An 18,722-nucleotide genomic window follows, 5' to 3' on the forward strand; every position below is an offset into this window, starting at 1 on the left:
ATCGTTAGGCTGATACTAAATCCGTTACAGTATAGATTTCAGCTGGCCATCCACCTTACCGCAGGGAGTTCTATGACCGGGGACGATGTGCGGGCGGCCGAGGAGCTGCTCATCTTCGGCGACGGACGTGAGATGCCGGGCGTACATCTGACCCGCACCATCCTGAAGGTGAGCGGTGGCTCCTGAAGCGGACTTCGATGTTCTGGTAGTAGGCGCCGGATTCTCCGGCCTGTACATGCTGCATCGGTTGCGGCAGCTCGGACTGCGGGCCCGAGTGCTCGAGATGGCTGAAAACGTCGGCGGTACCTGGCTGTTCAACCGCTACCCAGGCGCCCGCTGCGATATCGAAAGCATCGAGTACTCCTACAGCTTTTCCGAAGAGATTCAGCAGGAGTGGGTTTGGACGGAGACGGTGCCCGCCCAGCCCGAGATCGAGGCTTACCTGAACTTCGTCGCCGACCGGCTCGACCTTCGCCGCGACATCGAGTTCGGTGCCAAGGTCGTCGCCATGAGCTTCGACGAGGATGCCGTCCGGTGGCTGGTGCGCACCGAATCGGGTCTGACATTGACGGCGTCGTTCGTGGTCGCCGCGTCGGGAATCCTGTCCGTGCCGCTGGAACCCGACATACGCGGAATGGCCACCTTCGCCGGAACGTCGTTGTTCACCAGCCGCTGGCCGAAGCGGGGCGGCGGGATTTCAGACCTCACCGGAAAGCGGATCGGCGTCATCGGAACCGGCTCCACCGGAGTCCAGCTCATACCCGTCGTGGCTCGGGAAGCGTTGCAGCTCTATGTGTTCCAGCGTTCGCCCGCATACACGCTGCCTTGGCGCGTGCGGGCGTTCGAGCCCGGCGAGCTGGACGAGATGAAGGCCCGTTACTCCGAAATCCGAGCCGCTCAGCGTGCACACCCGATCGGCGCTGCGCGGTTGAGCGCCTTCTCGGTAATGCTGGAGATGCTCGGCAGGCCGGCGCTGAAGTCGACGACGCGCGATGAACAGTTGCGTGCCATCGAGGACAACGGGGTGCTCGGTGCGCTGAACTGGAGTGACGTCTTCTTCGACATAGAGGCCAATCGGATGGCCGCCAAGCTGTATGGCGAGGCAGTGGCCCGCATCGTCAAAGACCCCGAGACGGCGGCGGCTTTGGTGCCCGATCATCCCTTCGCGTGCAAGCGTCCCATCATCGACCAGGGCTACTACGACACTTTCAACCGCGACAACGTCACGCTCGTCGACCTGCGTAAGGCGCCGATCCGTGAGGTGACATCGGCAGGCATCCGCACGGAGCGCGACTTCTACGATCTCGACGTCATCGTCTACGCCACCGGGTTCGATGCGATGACGGGCGCGTTGAGCCGCATCGATATCCGCGGCCGTGACGCTATGTCGCTCAGCGAGTTCTGGGCCGGCGAAGGACCACTGTCCTATCTCGGGTTGGCGGTCGCCGGCTTTCCGAACCTGTTCACGATCCAGGGCCCCGGCAGCCCCAGCGCCGCGACCAACTTCATCGCCGCACTCGAGCAGCATGTGGAGTGGATCGCCGACTGCATCGTGTATCTGCGTGACAACGGAATCCGCACTATTGAAGCGCTGGCAACCGCTCAACAGGAGTGGATCGACCACGCCGCCGAGCTCGTAGCGCAGACGGTGCTGGTTCATCCGACCTGCAACTCTTGGTACAACGGTGGCAATGTGCCCGGCAAGAAACGGATGTACATGGGTTATGTCGGTGGAATCCCGGAATACCGGCGCCGCTGCGATGAAATCGCCGCCGGCGGCTACACCGGCTTCAAGCTCGCGTAGGGGTCTCGAAGGAGGGTGACATGTCATGGGTGACAAGGGCTCCGGACATCGCGCGCGATCTGAGCCGCGAGATGAGCCGAGTGGTGCCGCGCACGCTGGCCGGCCTCAACGAATCGACCGGCTGGGCTCCGGTGTCGCCGCGCGGGGTTCGGCAGTTCGGCGAGGTCATGCTGGACGAGCTTGTCCTGACCGGCTTTTCGGTGCTGGGTGGGCGTCCCGCAGCGTTGCGGCCGCTGAGCGAGTGCGCCGCGGCGGCCGAGGAACTTGCGAGGCTGGGCATCGACGGCGCGCATGGCAGTCCGGCGCCGCTGCGGGTGCGTTCGGTACGACGGCGGCGGGTCGGCGGGCTGGCATACGAACGGATGACGTTCGAGCATGACCCGGCACTGCCGGAAACGCTGTCAGCCGAACGCCTTGGTGGACCGGCGCGGGCGGTGGTGCACTTGTGCCGGCACCTCGACGGGCCGCGGCCGTGGCTGGTATGGGTGCATGGCGCCGGTCAGGGCGGCCCAGAAGACCTGCTGCTGAGTCGAATCGGGCGGGTGCATCGCGTCCTGGGATACAACGTCGCGATGCCGGTACAGCCCGGGCACGGGAGTCGGCGCGGGCAGTGGCCGCGATATCCGGACATGGACCCGCTGGGCAATGTCGCCGGCATGATGCGAGCGGTGTCGGAGGTTCGCGCCGTCGTGCAATGGGCACAGCCGCAGGCCAGTGCCGTTGTGGTAGCCGGTATTTCGATGGGCACCCCGGTGGCCGCGCTGGTTTCACACCTGGAGCGTGAGGTCGACGCTGTAGCCCTGTACACGCCGATCCTGGGACTTAACGCGATGATTGCGCGTCACTTGGATCGTTGGGGAACGTCACGCTATGGGTACCGGGAACTGCTGGAGTCTTCGGTGGTTTCGCAGCTGACCTCAGTGATCGACCCACTGAAGGTGGACCCTGCTCCGCCGCCGCATCGCCGGCTGATCGTCGGGGCGTGGCATGACCGGATGGCAATGCGGGAACCGGCAATTGCGTTGCACGACCGCATCGGCGGCGAGCTGTACTGGTATGACGGCGGCCATGTCGGCCACGTGTTCTCTCGCCGTGTGCAGAAGGTCACCGAGCGGTTCCTGCGGCGGGTCGCCCGGGAAGCGGACGAAGCGGAGATGTGATGACAGCGACCTGGACAGCGCGCGAAGTCGTCGAACTTTACAACCTCGTGGTGTGGAACGAGCGCAATCTGGATTTAGCCGGGGAGTTGTTCGCCGACACCGTCATCCGGCATGAGGTCGGTGAGGCGCACACGCTGACCCACGCTCAGGCGGTCCAACGGATAGCGGACGTGTGGCAACTCTTCGACGCATTGCGCTTCGACCTGAACATCGTCGTTGATGGTGACGACGGCGAGCATGTCGCGATCGTCTACGACTCGACGATGACCACCAGCGATGGCAGTAAGACCAACGTCGCCAGCATCGAGGTGTTCCGCGTCGTGGACGGCAAGATCACCGAGGTCTGGAATTGCGGCTACAAGCAAGGAGTTTGGAATTGAGTGATCGGACGCTCGACGAGTTGGGGTACTACCTGCTGGCCGGCGCCGGGGGAGAGGGCCCCGCGACCTTGATGGACGAGGCCCGTCGTGGCGAGGAATTGGGCTTCGGTACCGCATTCATCTCCGAGCGGTGGAATGTCAAGGAAGCATCCTCGCTCGTCGGCGCCGCCTGCGCGGTGACCAGCCGAATGCAGATCGCCACTGCCGCAACCAATCACAACACCCGCCATCCGCTGATCACCGGATCGTGGGCAACCACCATGCACCGGCTCTCCGGCGGCCGGTTCACACTGGGCATCGGCCGCGGCATCGCTGCGATTTATGGCGCGTTCGGCATACCTGCTGTAACGACCGCGCAAATGGAGGATTGGGCCCAGGTGATGCGCCGGCTGTGGCACGGCGAGGTGATCTTCAATCACGACGGCCCGATGGGCAAATATCCGGTCCTGTTTCTGGATCGGGATTTCAACGAAGACATTCGGTTGGCGCTGGTGGCTTTCGGGCCCAACACGCTGGCGCTCGGCGGCCGGGTGTTCGACGACGTGATACTGCACACCTACTTCACTCCAGAGACGTTGCGGCGCTGCGTCGAGACCGTCAAGACCGCAGCGGAGAAAGCCGGCCGCGATCCGGACAGCGTGCGGGTGTGGTCGTGTTTCGCCACCGTCGGCGATCATCTTCCCGAACAGTTGCGGCTGAAGAAGACCGTCGCGCGGCTGGCCACCTATCTGCAGGGGTATGGCGATCTGATGGTGCAGACCAATAACTGGGATCCCGCTGTCCTGCAACGGTTTCGGGAAGATCAGGTGGTGACGTCAATCGCCGGCGGGATCGATCACAAGGCGACGGCCGAGCAGATCGAGCACATCGCGACGTTGATTCCCGACGAGTGGCTCGAGCCGTCGGCGACGGGATCGGCCCGGCAATGCGTGGAGCGGATCCGCAAAGAATTCGACTACGGCGCCGACGCATTGATCATGCACGGTGCGACACCGGATGAGCTCGAGCCCGTTGTGGCGGCATATCGCGCAACCAGATAGTCGCGAGCGTGCGCAAACTGACGCATCATCGCGGCGTGTCGTGTACAAACACGCGCGCTCGCGAGCGGGGGGGGTGCAGGACCCGTCACGGCATGATGACGGTGCGGGTCACCGGCTCGGCGGCGGCCTGCCGGCTGGACAGGCCTCGTTGCAGCGCAGCCAGCAGGGCATCACGTGTTTCGCGGGGATCGATGAGCTCATCGAATCCCATGTGCTCGGCCGATCGATACGACGCTTGCAGCTCGGCGTTGCGCAGCTTGGCGGAGAGATCCTCACCGGCGTGCGACGCGCGACTGAGCGCCGCTGCACTCATCGCCCCCATGGTGGCGCCCGGGTAAGCGAACGTCGCTGTCTGCTGGTCGAACCCGAGCAGCGACATGACCATGGAGCCAAAGCCATACGCCTTGCGCAGCGTCACATGCAGCTTGATCGTCGTGGCCGCGGTCTGGGCGGCGAACATCCGTCCACCGCTGCGCAATACGCCTTCGCGTTCGGAGCGGCTGCCGGGCAGCATGCCAGGGTTGTCGGCAAGAAAGACGATCGGAAGGTGGAACGAGTCGGCAACCGTGATGAAGTGCGCCGCCTTGTCAGCGGCGGCGGCGTCGATGGACCCGGCCAGCACCTGCGGCTGGTTGGCCACCACCGCGACGGGATGCCCACCCAGATGCGCCAGAGCGCAGATGATCGCCTTGCCGAACCGTGACTGCACCTCAAACCAGTCAGGATCGTCGAAGACCACGTCGAGCACCCTGCGCATGTCGTAGACGCGCCGGTTGTCGCGCGAGACGATCTCCAGCAACTCCGGCGTCGGCCGCGGACCGATCGTCGCATCCGCGGGCCCGGAAGCGGGCCGCGACGGCGGGTACGACCAGGCGCTCGGCGGGAAATAAGACAAATAGCGCCGGATGTCGTCGAGTACGGCTTCGTCGTCCTCAGCGAAATTGTGGATCACCCCGCTGGGTATCGCGACGTCCGGCCCGCCCAGATCCTCTTTCGAGATCTCCTCGCCGGTGGACTCTTTCACGACGGGGGGCCCGGCGGTGAAGATGGTGCCGTTCGCGCTCATGATTCGAAAGTCGCACACCGGGGCGACGAGTGCGCCATGTCCGGCCGAGGGTCCGAGCACCGCGGCAACGGTCGGGACCCGCCCCGAGCATTGTGTCTGCGCGAGCAGATCGGTTGGGCTGCGCCCATAGTGCCCGCCCGTCGGACGAAAACCGGCGCCGTCGAGCAGCATCACCAGTGGAATTCTGTCGCGCACCGCCAGCTCGGCGAGGCGGTAGCGCTTGGAGTTGCCCCCCGGCCCGATGCTGCCCGCAAGGGTCGTGAAATCTTCGGCGCCCACCATCACCGGGACTCCGTTGATGCGGCCGGATCCGGTGACGATCGCATCGGCCGCGATCTCGCCGCCGACGAGTGTGCCGAGTTCGCGGAACGTGCCCGGATCGAGGAGCCGTTCGATGCGCGCGCGGGCGTCCAGCTTGCCCTTGCCGCGGTGTTTGTCGAGCCGCTCGGGGCCGCCCATGCCCTGCGCGTGCTGACGGCGGCGGGCGAGATCCGCGAGCGTTTCCTCCCAATCCGGGGGTTTGGCCATTGCTTCCGTCCTCACTCGGCACCGGCTGTCGATACATACTGAATTGCTTACTGTAGCGTCTGCGACAGGCTGGCGACCACCGGCGCGGACGTTGACCCTACCGAATCGCTTACTGTAAGTTTTCCCCCATGGTGCGTGGGTGCCCAGTGCTGCGCAGGAGCGCCCGCAGATGAGCGCCGCCTCCGGTCTCAAGATCGACCGCAACATTCCCAACACAGTCGCCACGGCGGCCGAAGCGGCCAAAGCCCTGGAGAACCAAGGCTATGACGGCGGCTGGACCGCCGAAACCAGTCACGACCCGTTCCTGCCGTTGCTGCTGGCCGCCGAACACACTTCGCGACTGGAACTCGGCACCAACATCGCGGTGGCGTTTGCGCGCAATCCGATGATCGTCGCCAATATCGGTTGGGACCTGCAGGCGTACTCACAGGGCCTTTTCCTCCTTGGTTTGGGAACGCAGATTCAGCCCCACATCGAGAAACGATTCAGCATGCCTTGGAGCCACCCCGCACGCCGGATGCGCGAGTTCGTCGCTGCGCTGCATGCGATCTGGTCCGCGTGGCAGGACGGCACCAAACTTCGTTTCGAAGGCGAGTTCTACACCCACAAGATCATGACGCCGATGTTCACGCCGGAACCCCAGCCTTACCCCGCTCCGAAGATTTTCCTGGCGGCCGTGGGCGAGGCGATGACGGAAATGTGCGGCGAGGTCGCCGACGGCCACCTCGGTCATCCGATGATCTCGAAGCGCTACCTGTCCGAGGTGACGATGCCGGTGCTGCTACGCGGTCTGCAGCGCTCCGGTCGCGGTCGCGGCGACTTCGAGGTGTCGGCCGAGGTGATGGTGGCAACCGGTGCCGACGACGACGATCTGGCCACCGCAATTGCCGCCACCCGCAAGCAGATCGCGTTCTACGGGTCCACCCCCGCCTATCGCACGGTCCTCGACTTGCACGGTTGGGGCGACCTGCATACCGACCTGAATCGGCTCTCCAAGGAAGGCGAGTGGGACACCATGGCCTCGCTCGTCGACGACGAGGTGCTGCGGGCCTTCGCGGTGGTCGGCCCGGTCGAGGAAGTCGCCGCCGGACTGCGCGATCGCTGTGTGGGCTTGGTCGACCGCGTGCAACCGATCTTTTACGCTGCCTCTCAGGATTGTATTACCGCCGCACTGAAGGAGTTTCGTCAATGAGTGCACCGACGGTGGACGAAGCCGCCCGGCTATTGGCAGATCCGTTGACGTACACCGACGAGCCGCGGCTGCATGCCGCGCTGACTCACCTGCGAGCCAGCGCTCCGGTGTCGTGGGTCGAAGTGCCGAATTACCGTCCGTTCTGGGCGATCACCAAACACGCAGACATCATGGACATCGAACGCAACAACATGCTGTTCACCAACTGGCCGCGCCCGGTCCTGACCACCGCCGAGGGTGACGATCAGGCGGCCGCCATCGGAGTACGCACGCTGATCCACCTCGACGACCCGCAGCACCGGGTGGTGCGCGCCATTGGCGCCGACTGGTTTCGCCCTAAGGCGATGCGGGCGTTGAAGGTTCGTGTCGACGAGCTGGCCAAGATCTATGTCGACAAGATGATGGCCGCCGGGCCCGAGTGCGACTTCGCCCAGCAGGTCGCGGTGAATTACCCGCTGTATGTGATCCTGTCGCTGCTGGGCCTGCCGGAAGACGACTTTCCGCGCATGCTCAAGCTGACCCAGGAGTTGTTCGGCAGCGACGACACCGAATTCAAGCGCGGCGCCACCACCGAAGAACAGCTGCCGGCGCTGCTCGACATGTTTCAGTATTTCAACGCGGTGACCGCGTCACGTCGCGAACATCCGACCGAGGATCTCGCCTCGGCGATCGCCAACGCACGCGTCGACGGCGAGCCGCTGTCCGACATCGACACCGTGTCCTACTACCTGATCGTGGCCACGGCAGGTCACGACACCACCAGCGCCACCATCTCCGGCGGGCTGCACGCGCTCATCGAGAATCCGGACCAAATGACCCGGCTGCGCGACGATCTGGGCCTGATGCCGCGGGCCACCGAAGAGATGATCCGCTGGGTCACCCCCGTCAAACAGTTCATGCGCACCGCTGCCGAAGACACCGTCGTGCGCGGAACGCCCATCGCCGCAGGCGAATCCGTTCTGCTGTCGTATGTTTCCGCCAACCGCGACGAGGACGTCTTCGACGACCCGTTTCGCTTCGATGTCGGGCGCGATCCCAACAAACATCTGGCGTTCGGCTATGGCGTGCATTTCTGCATGGGTGCCGCGCTGGCCCGCATGGAGGTGAACAGCTTCTTCTCCGAACTGCTGCCCCGGCTGAAATCCATCGAGCTGACGGGTGACCCGCAATTCACTGCCACGACATTCGTGGGCGGCCTCAAACACCTGCCGGTGCGCTACTCATTCATCTGAGCCATGGGTGCTGCGTGGCCCAGTCACCAGTCGGGCAACCGATCTGGACGGGGTCGATACACTCCCCGTGGAGGACATCATCGATATGACGCGTAAGACGATTGTCATTACCGGCGCCAGTGACGGCATCGGCGCCGCGGCGGCGCGGCGGTTGCACCAGCGCGGCCACGACGTTGTCGTGATCGGCCGGTCGGCCAATAAGACGGCGGCGGTGGCCGCGGAACTCGACGCCGACCATTTCGTTGTCGATTTCGCGGACCTGTCGCAGGTGCGGGCATTGGCGCAGAAACTCAGTTCGCAGTATCCGCACATCGACGTACTGCTCAACAACGCCGGCGGCATGAGCACCAAGATTCACCTGACACCCGACGGCTACGAACACACGTATCAGGTCAACTATCTGGCGCCGTTTCTGCTCACTACCCAGTTGATTGATCTGCTGGTGGAGTCTCGCGCCACCATCGTCAACACGACCAGCTCGTCGCACCTGCTGATCTTCCGGGCCGGCGTCAACGATCTGCAGAACACCGTCAGCCGCAGTCCCGCCACCGCCTACGCTCTGTCCAAGCTGGCTATCGTCTTGTTCACCAAAGAATTACATCGGCGATTCCACGGGGACGGCCTCTCGGTCGCGACGGTGCACCCCGGCTATGTCGATTCCAACTTCGGGCCCGCGTCGGGATGGCGGTCTTTGGAGCTCATGAATAAATACACACCGATAGGACGATTTACGGCAAGCTCGCAGGAGGGTGCCGAGCAGCTGGTCTGGCTGGCATCAAGCAAGTCCGGCGTGGATTGGACGTCCGGCGAATACTATTCGCGACACAAGATCGCGAGATCCAACCGCTTGGCCAAGAACGCTCGGCTTGCCCGCGAGTTGTGGGAGAGCACGCTGGCGAGGATCACGACCTAGTTTCAGGCGATTCCGTAATCGATTACACCTCTGATGATTTCGCCGTTGAGTAGGTCGGCGTAGGCGTCGTTGATTTCGTCGAGGCGATAACGCCTGGTGATCATCTCTTCGAGATGTAGTTGTCCGGCCTGGTAGAGCCTGACCAGCCGGGAGATGTCGGCCTTGGCGTTGCACGAGCCAAAGATGGTGCCCGCCAACGTCTTGTTCATCAGGATGAAGTCCTGCAGGTCGACATTGACCGATCGGGTCAGCTGCGACGTCATGCCGGTCAGCACACAGGTGCCGCCCTTGCGGGTGAGTTGCAACGCGTCGTGGACATCGTCGGCAGTGATCAGCGAAGGGGAGACCACCACGGCGTCGGCCATGACGCCATAGGTGAGGTCGCGAACCAGGTCCAGCGCTTCGGCCACCGATGCGACACTGTGCGTTGCGCCGAAGAGCCGGGCCGACTTTTGTTTGAAGTCCACCGGGTCGACGGCGACGATCTGTGCGGCGCCGTTGATCCGGGCGCCCTGGATTGCGCCGGTGCCGATGCCGCCGGCACCTATGACCACGACGACGTCTCCGCCGCGCACACCGGCCCGATTCGCGGCCGAACCATAACCGGTCGGAATGGCGCAGGACAGTAGCGCGCTCGGCACCAGCGGCAGTTGGGGCTCGATCTTGATGAGCGAATCCACCGATACCACAGTGTGTTCGGCGAATGCCCCGACCTTGGCCAGATGGCCCAGCGGCCGACCGTCGACGGTGTGATGACGGAATGTTCCGTCGGTCGGCATTCCCGGGGTCAAGGTACCGATGCCCTTGTCGCAGAGGTACTCCATACCGGTGGCGCACCATCGGCACTGGCCGCACACGGCGACAAACGTCATCACCACGTGGTCACCGACGGCGAAATCGGTGACACCGTCGCCGACTTCACGAATGATCCCCGACCCCTCGTGTCCGCCGACCATCGGGAACATGGTGGGTAGCCCGAGGGACTGCAACACCTCGTTGGGCGCCGACATGTCGCCCTTGAGGATGTGGTCGTCGGAGTGGCACAGCCCGGCGGCTGCCACTTGGACCAGAGCCTCGCCCGCGCGTGGCGCGTCGAGTTCGAATTCCTCGACCGACCACGGCCCGCCGACGTCGTGCAGGATCGCAGCGCGGCTTCTCATGCGGCCGGGCTGAAGGTGACGGGGAGTTTGTTGGGTGAGCGGAAGGTGAGGCCGACGATTCTGGATTCCTCACCGGTGCCGTCGTCGGCGACGAACGCCAAATTGCTGACGCGGTCGAACAGGCTGTTCAGCATCACTCGTGTTTCCATCCGGGCCAGATGCATGCCGAGGCACATGTGGATGCCGCCGGCGAAGGCGATGTGGGCCTGGCGCGGCCGTCGGATGTCGAACGTTTTGGGGTCGGTCCAGCGACTCTCGTCGCGGTTGGCCGAACCCATACACATGTCGATCTGTGCGTCGGGAGGGATTGTCTTGCCGCCTATTTCGACTTCTTCGGTGGTAGTCCGCGTGACCATGGTCAGCGGGGTTTCGAACCGCAGGCCCTCTTCGATCGCCATCGGCAACAGCGAACGGTCCTGGTGGACCATCGCGAGTTGCTCCGGGTGGGTCAGCAGCAGGTAGAGCAGATTGCCCGACGAACGATAGGTCGTCTCCAGCCCGGCGGGCAGCAGCAGGCGCAAGAACGCGATGATGGCCTCGTCGCTGAGCCGCTCGCCATCGATCTCGGCGGAGACCAGGTCGCCGATGATGTCGTCGGTGGGTTTGCGGCGCCGCTGTTCGACCTGGTTGAGGAAGTAGCCGTGCAACTCTGCCGCCGCGGTCAACCCCGCCATGATGTCGGTCGGGATCGAGATGAGGTCGAGGGACAGTCGCCGGAACAAGTCGAGATCCTCCGGGGGCAGTCCAAGCAGCGTGGAGATGATCCGGGTCGGGAACTCGAATGTCACTGCCTTGACCAGGTCGGCGTGACCGTCGTTCTTGATTTCGTCGACGAGTTGATCGCAGACGGGCCCGATGACCGAAGGTTCCCAGCGTTCCAGCGCGGTGGCACGGAAGGCTTTGGCCACCAAGTTGCGATGGTCGTGGTGTTCTTTGCCGCCCATCGCCAGGATGGTGTGGCCCATCACCAAGCCGATGGTTTTGTCGTAGGCAGCCGACGTGAACACCCGGTCGTCGCGGAAAGCCTGGAACACCTCGTCGTACCCGAACAAGACCCATTCGTCGTTCGGTCGCAGCTCTTCGGGCAGCTGAGACGGGTCCGAAAGGGTGCCGTGCCAGACCGGGTCGGTACGCCTCATGTACTCGAAGAACGGATACGGACTGGTTTCACCGGTGAGATCGAGGGTGACGGGCTGGCCCCCAGAGTCGGCGTGTTCGGTGCTGAGCGTCATTCAGCGCTCCCTCCTGAGCAACCGTGGAATATCGCTATCATAATATAGATAGCAACGAAGGCCCAACGGCTTGTTGCGGTTACCGTAACGGACACAGTATCTAGTCCGGTGGCAGTGGGACGAAGATGGCCAAGCCGCTTCACGCGGACGTCGGCGCCGTCGCGCCTGGGTATCCGGGCTGCTCGCGGCACGTGGTGGGAAGTACTGCATCTACCACCACATAGAGTCACAGGTCTACCTTGAAGAAAGCTTTGTCCATGAGCCGGAAGATAAGAGAGCATGACGCAAACGAATCTCACGCGGCCACAAGGCCTTAGCCGTATCGACCCGGCGCTGCGCGACGCTGCGGCCGGGCTGGGCGTGGCCGAATTCCGCGTCGAGACGCTGCCGGCCGAGCGCGAGAACGCCAACCGGGCGGCCGCCGAACGGGCCGCGGCGGTGGACACCGCCGGCGTCGACGTCGAGTCACGCTCAATCGCAGGCCCGGATGGAGGACAGCTGAACCTTCGGATCTATCGGGGCCTGGCTGGGTCAGCGGCCCCGCTGGTGCTGTACGCCCATGGGGGCGGGTTCGTGACCGGGAACCTGGATACCGATCATGCGGAGTGCGTCGAGTTGGCCCGTGCTGCGGGATGTCTGATCGTGTCGGTTGACTACCGCCTCGCTCCCGAAGATCCGTGTCCCGCCGCCCTGGACGACATCGAACGCGCCCTGCGCCACGTCGTTGAGAACAGCGCGGAATGGAACGTAGATGCCGGCCGGGTCGCGTTGATGGGTCGCGATGCGGGTGCGGCGCTGGTCGCGTGTCTGGCCCAACGGATGTTCGACAACGAGGGCCCGTCGATTCTGATGCAGATCCTGCACCAGCCGATGCTCGACTCGGATGCGACGCCGTCGCGGCGCGAATTCCAGCGCACCCCGGGTCTCAACGGCCCGGCGGTGAGTCGGGCTTGGGGGCACTACCTGGGGCACGCCACGGCGAGCGGTCATCATGTGCCCGCACACCGGGCGAACTTCGAGGGGCTGCCGCCCACTTTGGTCAGCTGCTCGGAGATCGATCCGTGCCGAGACGAGGCCATCGACTATGCGAATCGGTTGCTGCATGCCTACGTCCATACCGAGTTACACGTTGTCGCAGCGACATTCAACGGCTTCGATTCAGTGGTCCCGGGTTGGGTTGTCTCCCAAGAAAACCGGGCTCTGCACGCGCAGAGCCTGCGTCGGGCGTTCGCTATGTAACAGCACGGCTCAACCCGGCTGAACTTGGTGACCAGCCAGTTGCTACGACGGGAATATCGCCGCTGAGATGCGACTTGGCGGGGGCGAGATCCTTGTCGAGTGAACTCCGGTATCTCTTACTGTATTGCCCATTGCTACCATCGGAGTCGCCCGCGAATTCCCACTAGGACCGATCAGGCGGATGATCATCCACCCATACTTTCCCCACCACGTGTCGGCATCATGACCGCAGTCGACTCTCCCGAAAAGGCACTCTTCACCTCGACCACCCAAGCATTCCTGCAAAAGGAAGCACCGCTGCGCTACGTTCGGGAGCTGCATGCCGCGGGTGTGTCCTTCGACCCGGCATGGTGGCGACGGGCCGCCGAGCTGGGGTGGGCGGCTCTGCTGGTTCCGGAAGAGCTTGGCGGTGGCAGCGTCTCGGGCAACGGAATCGCCGATCTGGCGATGGTCGCCGAACAGCTCGGTAAGACGGTGGCGCCCGGACCCCTATATCCGGTAAGCACCGTGCTCACCGGACTGGTCCACTGCGCCGAGTGGCAGGCCCACGCCTCCACCATCGAATCGCTGATGTCCGGTGAGACGGTGGCAGCGTGGGCGGTTTCCGAACCGGGACGGGGCTGGGCGCCGCAGGATCCTTCGGTGACGGCTACGCCGACCGAGGGTGGCTACCGCATCGACGGCACCAAGGATCGCGTCGAGGCCGCCGCCCAGAGTGATGTGCTGCTGGTGGTGGCCCGTTGCGGCGGAAGTGCCGACGAGGTACGCCAGTTCCTGGTCCCGACGGACGCGCCCGGCGTGCGGATTACGCCCCAGCAGTCAATTGATTTGGTCAAGCAATACGCGCGAGTGGACTTCGACGGTGCGCTGGTGGAGCCGTCCGCGGCCGTCGGCAGCACCGCCGAGACCGCCGCGCTGATCGACCGGCAGAGTCAGATCGCCCAGCTGCTGCAATGTGCCGAGGTAGTTGGCATCCTGCAAACGGTGTTCGACTTCACCGTCCAATGGGCGCTGGACCGGTACACGTTCGGTCGTCCGCTGGCGTCGTATCAGGCGCTCAAACACGCGTTCGCCGATATGAAGATGTGGTTGGAGGCCTGCCGGGCGACCACGTCTGCGGCGGTCGCCGACGTCGCCGCCGGCTCACCGGAAGCGGGCCTGTCGGCCAGCATCGCCAAGTCGTATGTCGGGGAGATGGCCGGCCAGATCGTCCAGGGTTGTGTGCAGATGCACGGTGGTATCGGGGTCACCTGGGAACACGACCTGCACCTCTACCTGAGGCGAGTTACGTTGTACCGCGCCATGTTCGGCACGCCGGAGGAACACAACCGCTGGGTGTACGCCCGGCATGCCAGCGCGAAAACAGCCCGATGAAAACTGAGACAACCGAATCCGTCGCCGAGTTCGCCGCCCGGGCCCGGGCATGGCTGGCCGACAACATGCCGCTCATCGACCCGCAGTCGCCGCCGGCCGCTCCCCGCGACGATGAACGGAGCTGGCAACGGGCCAAGGAATTGCAAAAGCGGCTCTACGAAGGCGGTTTCGCGGGTATCTGCTTTCCTCGCGAGTACGGCGGTCTGGGCCTGGACTACGAATACCAGCGGGCGTTCGACGAGGAATCGCTGTGCTACGAGATGCCGTTGATTCTCAACGTCCCCACATTCACAATCTGTTGCGCCACATTGCTCGACCTCGGCAGCGAGGAACAGAAGCAGCACATCGCCGCCGCGCTGCGTGGCGACGAGATATTGGTGCAGCTGTTGTCTGAACCAAGTGGCGGATCGGATCTGGCCGGCGTGATCACCCGCGCCGAACGACAGGGCGACCGCTGGGTACTCAATGGCGCAAAGACGTGGAGCACCAGCGCTTTCGCCGCCGACTACGGACTATGCCTGGCGCGCACCAACTGGGATGTGCCCAAGCACGACGGCCTGACCATGTTCCTGGTGCCCATCGACCATCCGGGGATCACGTTGCGGCGCATCACTCAGGTCAACGGGGGATCCGAGTTCTGCGAGGAGTTCCTCGACGGCGTGGACGTCGGCGACGACGCCGTGGTCGGCGAGGTCGACAAGGGCTGGGCGGTGGCATCCCGGCAGCTGTATCACGAACGCCGCGCGGTCGGCCAGGGCTCGGAGTTCTCGAGCGGCAGTGGCAGCGAGGGCGGCCACACCATGCCGGTCGACTACGCCGACCTCGCCCGCAAGACCGGTCAGGCTGACAGCGATCGGGTGCAAGAGCGGGCCGGGCGGGCATTGGTGCACCGTGCGGTAGCCGAGCAGCTGAATGACCACGTCTATCGCAGTGTCCGGGACGGCATTTTGCCACCGGCCGGCGGAACGCTGATCAGACTCTTCCACGCCGAGACCGTGAGCCTGGAGATCGACACCGCGCTGTCGATTGCTGGAGCAGCGGGTGTCGTCGGGGAAGCGGGTCAGGGTTTGCAGACCGGGTTCCGGTACCTGTCGCGGCAGTCGGTCGCCATCGGCGGCGGCACCACGGAGATGGCGCGCAACGTCATAGGGGAGCGGGTGCTGAACTTTCCCCGCGAATACGTCGCCGACCGTGGGGTGCCGTTCAATCAGGTGCGGCACGGTCAAGCCCGTTGACCCGAACTACTCCGCGACGAAAGCGGCCTCTGGTTCGCCACTGACAACCGGTAGCTGTACCAGCGTCAGCACGTGGTGCGCGGTGCTGCCCGGCGGTGCGACCAGCACACAGTCGCCGCCCTGTTGGCGCGCCCGGTCACGGGCGGCGGCCAGCGCGCTGACACCGGCCGATCCGAGGTGGGTGACCGCGCTCAGGTCAATCGTCAAAGGCGCTATACCGGAACGGCTTTCGACTGCTATCTGGCGATCTAGGGTGGACGCCGTAATCGAGTCGACATCACCGCTGACGACGATCCACCCGGTGTCGTGGACAAGGGAGGCGAATTCGCTGTCGATCGCCCGCCGGTAGGTTGCCCGGCTGACCATCGAGTCGGTGACGAAATTGGCCGGCCGCGAAAGGCAATGCGTCACCGTGGCGGTGGTGCCGCTCTCGTCGTGCGCGACGTGAGTGTGCGACACCAGTGCTTCGGCCATCGCGAGTCCGCGCCCGCGGCCCTGCTCGCCCTCGTGGTAGTCCTTCCACTGGCCACGGTCGATCACCGATGCGCGGAGGTAGCCATCGCCGTGCAGCGTCGCCTCCACGGCGATGCCGTCGGAAACCTCGGTGGCGTAACCGTGTTCGACCGCATTCTCGACAAACTCGGAAATCGCGTGTACCAGATCGCAGATGTCGGAGGAACCGGCGCCGATGTCGACCAGCCATTCCCGAAGCCGGGCGCGGACCGTGCGCGCCGCGTGGACCGTCGCATCGAGCGTTAAGTGTAGCGGCGCGGTGGGCGTACGTCGTTGCGCGGCAAGCATTGTGACGTCGTCGCTGTAGCCGGTCGACCGGAGCAGAAATTCGAGTGTCTGAGAGCAGAGTCGGTCGATGGGCCGCCCCGGGGTTTCGATGACGAAGCCCTTGCCGCCACTGACGATGTTCGCGGCCAGCTCGGCGAATTCCGCTGTGCTCGCCTGCACCGGCCGGCCCGGGCGTTCGATCAGCCCGTCGGTGTACAGCAGGATCGAGTCCCCGATGTCGAGCACCTCTGTGCGCAGCGGAAATCCGGCGCCGCTTCCCAGCGGCCCCGCGCCCGATGGTTCTACGTACCGCGAGTGCCCGTCGGCGGTTACCAGCAGCGGCGGTGGGTGTCCTGCGGTGCAGTACTGGAATTCACCCGTGGCGAAGTCGAGCGAGCCGATGCAGATGGTGGCCGACTTCGATCCGGGCACCTCTTCATGGAACCGGTCCACCGCCTCGAGAGTTTCGGCGATGCTGTGGCCGCCTGAGATCTGCATCCTCACCGCGGTGCGCAATTGCGACATCACGGCGGCGGCTTTGACGCCATGACCGACGACGTCACCGACAATGAGCACCAGCCGATTCCCGAGCGGCATCGCATCGAACCAGTCCCCGCCGGCTGCGGTGTCCTCCGTGGCGACCAGGTACTCGGCCGTGATGTCGGCTCCTGGGACGACGGGAACACAGGGGGCGAGTAACGCCTGCTGCATAACGGTGGCCGAATCGCGGACGTTGCGGTACCGCTCAGACAACTCCTCCAACCGCGCTTCGGCGGCCATCCGGGCCTGCACCCGGCCGGTGACGTCCTCGAAGAGGAGCTGCACGCCCTCGATGGATCCGTCTGCGCGACGCCTCGGGGTGACCGTGAAGTCGAAGAACCGCTCCTCAAGGCCCGAACCGAAATCAATCTGCAGCCGCCACTCGGCTCCCGATTGCGGGTCACCGGTTTGGTACACCCGATCGAACATCTCGTAAATCTGCTGGCTCTCCAGCTCGGGATAGACGTCTCGCGCCGACAGCCCCACCGGGTAGCGGTCGGGGCTCAGCGCACGGTAAGCCGCATTGGCCGCGATGAAACGATGGTCTGGCCCCTCCAGGCCAACCACCATCGCCGGGATGCTCTCGAAGATGCGTCGTGCATCATCGGCCTTCCCGACCGCTCTGTCCCAGTCTTTCTCGGCCGCCATTTATCCTTCCTGCGAAGCCTCGCCGGGCCGAACTTCAGGCGCAGCGACAATCTGGCTCGCGCCGTTTCCAGATTAGCAACGCATGTGAGCTGTTCGAGGCACCAGTTCTCCAGGGGAAACCGCGTGTCTTCTGTGCTGCGGCGAACTTAGGCCACCGCCTCCGCCAGGGCGGAGTCGGTAGTCGGATGGACCGGCAGCACGCCATCTAGCCCACACGCTTCGACGATCCGGGCAATGCCAGGGTTTCCGCTCACCAGGCGCAGTGCAACGCCGCGACCGTGACACCGCTCCGCCTCGTCGGCCAAGACCGCGAACGCGCAGCAACCCATGAAGGCAACGTCGTTGACGTCGACGACAAATGGACCCGGTGGGGTGGCGACCGCCGACGCTTCGCTGACCAGCTGCAGCCAGGTGTGCTCATTGGCAGCATCGATCTCGCCGCCCGCGCGAACTATCACCGCCGGGCCGCTGCGCTGCGTGGTAGCCCGCAAGGTGCTGTGCGGATCGCCTAGCTCCGAGATCAGCCGGGTACTCAACATCACCGGGAGGGGAGCTGGATGGGAATGCTGCACTGAAGCCAGGTCGATGACGCACTCCCGTCTTGCTGTCTGAGGCAGCGATGGATGCCTGTCCTGCATATTTGAAGACGCATTTTCGCCGTAGCGAATGCCTCTTCTTTTAGCATGCCGCGGCGCCCCAGGCCAGGCTTTCGACCAGCCTGGTTCCGTCTCCAACGCAGTGCTGGCCGCCTTCGCAGCCGGCGCTTTCCTCGGAAGTCCGCGCATGGCGAAGCCAGAGCGCCCAAATCCGTCGCAGCTTTATGCGGAATTCATGTATCGGCACGGAAACTCCCCGCCTTGGGCTTAGTGGCAGCCGCACGGACCATAAACGACCAGGCAACATCACTCAGCGGCGAGACGGGCGTATTGGCGGCAGAGGGGTCCGCGATATCGGCGGGTGTCGGGAATGCGGGCACGGTGGGGGCGTTATCGGTGCCGCCGAGCTGGGCCACGGCCACTCCGGCGATCCGGTTGGCCGCCACGGTGTTGCAGGGCACCAGCAACCCGCTCCCGCACCAGGACGTCCCACTTCCGAAAAAGACGACAAGACACCGGATAAGAACGGCAAGACCGCGGACAACTCAAGCGCGTTCTCGCGTAATTGTCGCAGAAGCCGGAGTCGGTGCAGCACTGGCACAC

General features: G+C 64.5%; 17 protein-coding genes. 11 read left to right on the top strand and 6 right to left on the bottom strand.

Annotated features, from left to right (window positions below):
* The first annotated feature begins 175 nt into the window (after positions 1-175).
* Genes AC5Y21_RS02085 through AC5Y21_RS02100 form a run of 4 tightly spaced genes read left to right on the top strand, consistent with a single transcriptional unit; the run spans position 176 to position 4,384 of the window.
* Complete coding sequence (locus tag AC5Y21_RS02085) at positions 176-1,804, top strand: flavin-containing monooxygenase (RefSeq protein WP_499908869.1); 1,629 nt, start codon at positions 176-178, stop codon at positions 1,802-1,804.
* Positions 1,805-1,824: 20 nt separating this feature from the next.
* A complete protein-coding gene (locus AC5Y21_RS02090) occupies positions 1,825-2,964 on the top strand; it encodes an alpha/beta hydrolase (RefSeq protein ID WP_499908871.1) in 1,140 nt (379 codons plus the stop codon).
* The gene (locus AC5Y21_RS02095) at positions 2,964-3,344 is read left to right on the top strand and encodes a nuclear transport factor 2 family protein (RefSeq protein ID WP_499908873.1); all 381 of its coding nucleotides are present in this window, start codon (positions 2,964-2,966) and stop codon (positions 3,342-3,344) included. Before AC5Y21_RS02090 ends, AC5Y21_RS02095 begins: the two co-directional genes overlap by 1 nt.
* Complete coding sequence (locus tag AC5Y21_RS02100) at positions 3,341-4,384, top strand: TIGR03857 family LLM class F420-dependent oxidoreductase (RefSeq protein WP_499908874.1); 1,044 nt, start codon at positions 3,341-3,343, stop codon at positions 4,382-4,384. The genes AC5Y21_RS02095 and AC5Y21_RS02100 overlap by 4 nt, the downstream gene beginning before the upstream one ends.
* 85 nt (positions 4,385-4,469) lie before the next feature.
* Here AC5Y21_RS02100 and AC5Y21_RS02105 read toward each other — a convergent pair whose 3' ends face one another.
* Positions 4,470-5,978: an acyl-CoA carboxylase subunit beta gene (locus tag AC5Y21_RS02105; protein ID WP_499908876.1), complete on the bottom strand. Its 1,509-nt coding sequence runs from the start codon at positions 5,976-5,978 to the stop codon at positions 4,470-4,472.
* A gap of 169 nt (positions 5,979-6,147) precedes the next feature.
* Here AC5Y21_RS02105 and AC5Y21_RS02110 point away from each other — a divergent pair, with 169 nt between their 5' ends.
* The 3 genes from AC5Y21_RS02110 to AC5Y21_RS02120 all read left to right on the top strand — a co-directional run bounded on the left by AC5Y21_RS02110 (position 6,148) and on the right by AC5Y21_RS02120 (position 9,315).
* Positions 6,148-7,170 carry an LLM class F420-dependent oxidoreductase gene (locus AC5Y21_RS02110; protein ID WP_499908960.1) on the top strand — a complete coding sequence of 341 codons (1,023 nt, stop codon included), beginning with the start codon at positions 6,148-6,150 and terminating at the stop codon, positions 7,168-7,170.
* The gene (locus AC5Y21_RS02115) at positions 7,167-8,402 is read left to right on the top strand and encodes a cytochrome P450 (protein ID WP_499908878.1); all 1,236 of its coding nucleotides are present in this window, start codon (positions 7,167-7,169) and stop codon (positions 8,400-8,402) included. The genes AC5Y21_RS02110 and AC5Y21_RS02115 overlap by 4 nt, the downstream gene beginning before the upstream one ends.
* Positions 8,403-8,487: 85 nt before the next feature.
* The gene (locus AC5Y21_RS02120) at positions 8,488-9,315 is read left to right on the top strand and encodes an SDR family NAD(P)-dependent oxidoreductase (protein ID WP_499908962.1); all 828 of its coding nucleotides are present in this window, start codon (positions 8,488-8,490) and stop codon (positions 9,313-9,315) included.
* 2 nt (positions 9,316-9,317) lie between these two features.
* Here the strand turns inward: AC5Y21_RS02120 and AC5Y21_RS02125 are convergent, their stop codons facing one another.
* Positions 9,318-10,475, bottom strand: a complete 1,158-nt coding sequence (locus AC5Y21_RS02125) for a Zn-dependent alcohol dehydrogenase (protein ID WP_499908880.1) — start codon at positions 10,473-10,475, stop codon at positions 9,318-9,320.
* The gene (locus AC5Y21_RS02130) at positions 10,472-11,707 is read right to left on the bottom strand and encodes a cytochrome P450 (RefSeq protein WP_499908882.1); all 1,236 of its coding nucleotides are present in this window, start codon (positions 11,705-11,707) and stop codon (positions 10,472-10,474) included. The genes AC5Y21_RS02125 and AC5Y21_RS02130 overlap by 4 nt, the downstream gene beginning before the upstream one ends.
* A 279-nt stretch (positions 11,708-11,986) precedes the next feature.
* On the opposite strand from AC5Y21_RS02130, the gene AC5Y21_RS02135 reads away from it, so the two are divergent.
* The 3 genes from AC5Y21_RS02135 to AC5Y21_RS02145 all read left to right on the top strand — a co-directional run bounded on the left by AC5Y21_RS02135 (position 11,987) and on the right by AC5Y21_RS02145 (position 15,555).
* Positions 11,987-12,946 (top strand): alpha/beta hydrolase, encoded by a 960-nt coding sequence (locus tag AC5Y21_RS02135; protein ID WP_499908884.1) that lies wholly within the window; start codon positions 11,987-11,989, stop codon positions 12,944-12,946.
* 222 nt (positions 12,947-13,168) lie between these two features.
* Positions 13,169-14,320 (top strand): acyl-CoA dehydrogenase family protein, encoded by a 1,152-nt coding sequence (locus AC5Y21_RS02140; RefSeq protein ID WP_499908886.1) that lies wholly within the window; start codon positions 13,169-13,171, stop codon positions 14,318-14,320.
* Positions 14,317-15,555, top strand: a complete 1,239-nt coding sequence (locus tag AC5Y21_RS02145; protein WP_499908888.1) for an acyl-CoA dehydrogenase family protein — start codon at positions 14,317-14,319, stop codon at positions 15,553-15,555. The genes AC5Y21_RS02140 and AC5Y21_RS02145 overlap by 4 nt, the downstream gene beginning before the upstream one ends.
* A gap of 6 nt (positions 15,556-15,561) precedes the next feature.
* Here AC5Y21_RS02145 and AC5Y21_RS02150 read toward each other — a convergent pair whose 3' ends face one another.
* The 3 genes from AC5Y21_RS02150 to AC5Y21_RS02160 all read right to left on the bottom strand — a co-directional run bounded on the left by AC5Y21_RS02150 (position 15,562) and on the right by AC5Y21_RS02160 (position 18,580).
* Positions 15,562-17,523 carry a SpoIIE family protein phosphatase gene (locus AC5Y21_RS02150; protein ID WP_499908890.1) on the bottom strand — a complete coding sequence of 654 codons (1,962 nt, stop codon included), beginning with the start codon at positions 17,521-17,523 and terminating at the stop codon, positions 15,562-15,564.
* Between the two features lie 146 nt (positions 17,524-17,669).
* Positions 17,670-18,062, bottom strand: coding sequence for an anti-sigma factor antagonist (locus AC5Y21_RS02155; protein ID WP_499908891.1), 393 nt, complete (start codon positions 18,060-18,062; stop codon positions 17,670-17,672).
* Between the two features lie 290 nt (positions 18,063-18,352).
* Complete coding sequence (locus AC5Y21_RS02160; RefSeq protein WP_499908966.1) at positions 18,353-18,580, bottom strand: hypothetical protein; 228 nt, start codon at positions 18,578-18,580, stop codon at positions 18,353-18,355.
* Here AC5Y21_RS02160 and AC5Y21_RS02165 point away from each other — a divergent pair.
* The coding region (locus AC5Y21_RS02165) for a hypothetical protein (RefSeq protein WP_499908964.1) at positions 18,516-18,722 on the top strand (207 nt) is incomplete at its 3' end. The two genes, AC5Y21_RS02160 and AC5Y21_RS02165, sit on opposite strands and share 65 nt — an antisense overlap.

Source organism: Mycobacterium sp. NGS41, from assembly GCF_059812725.1.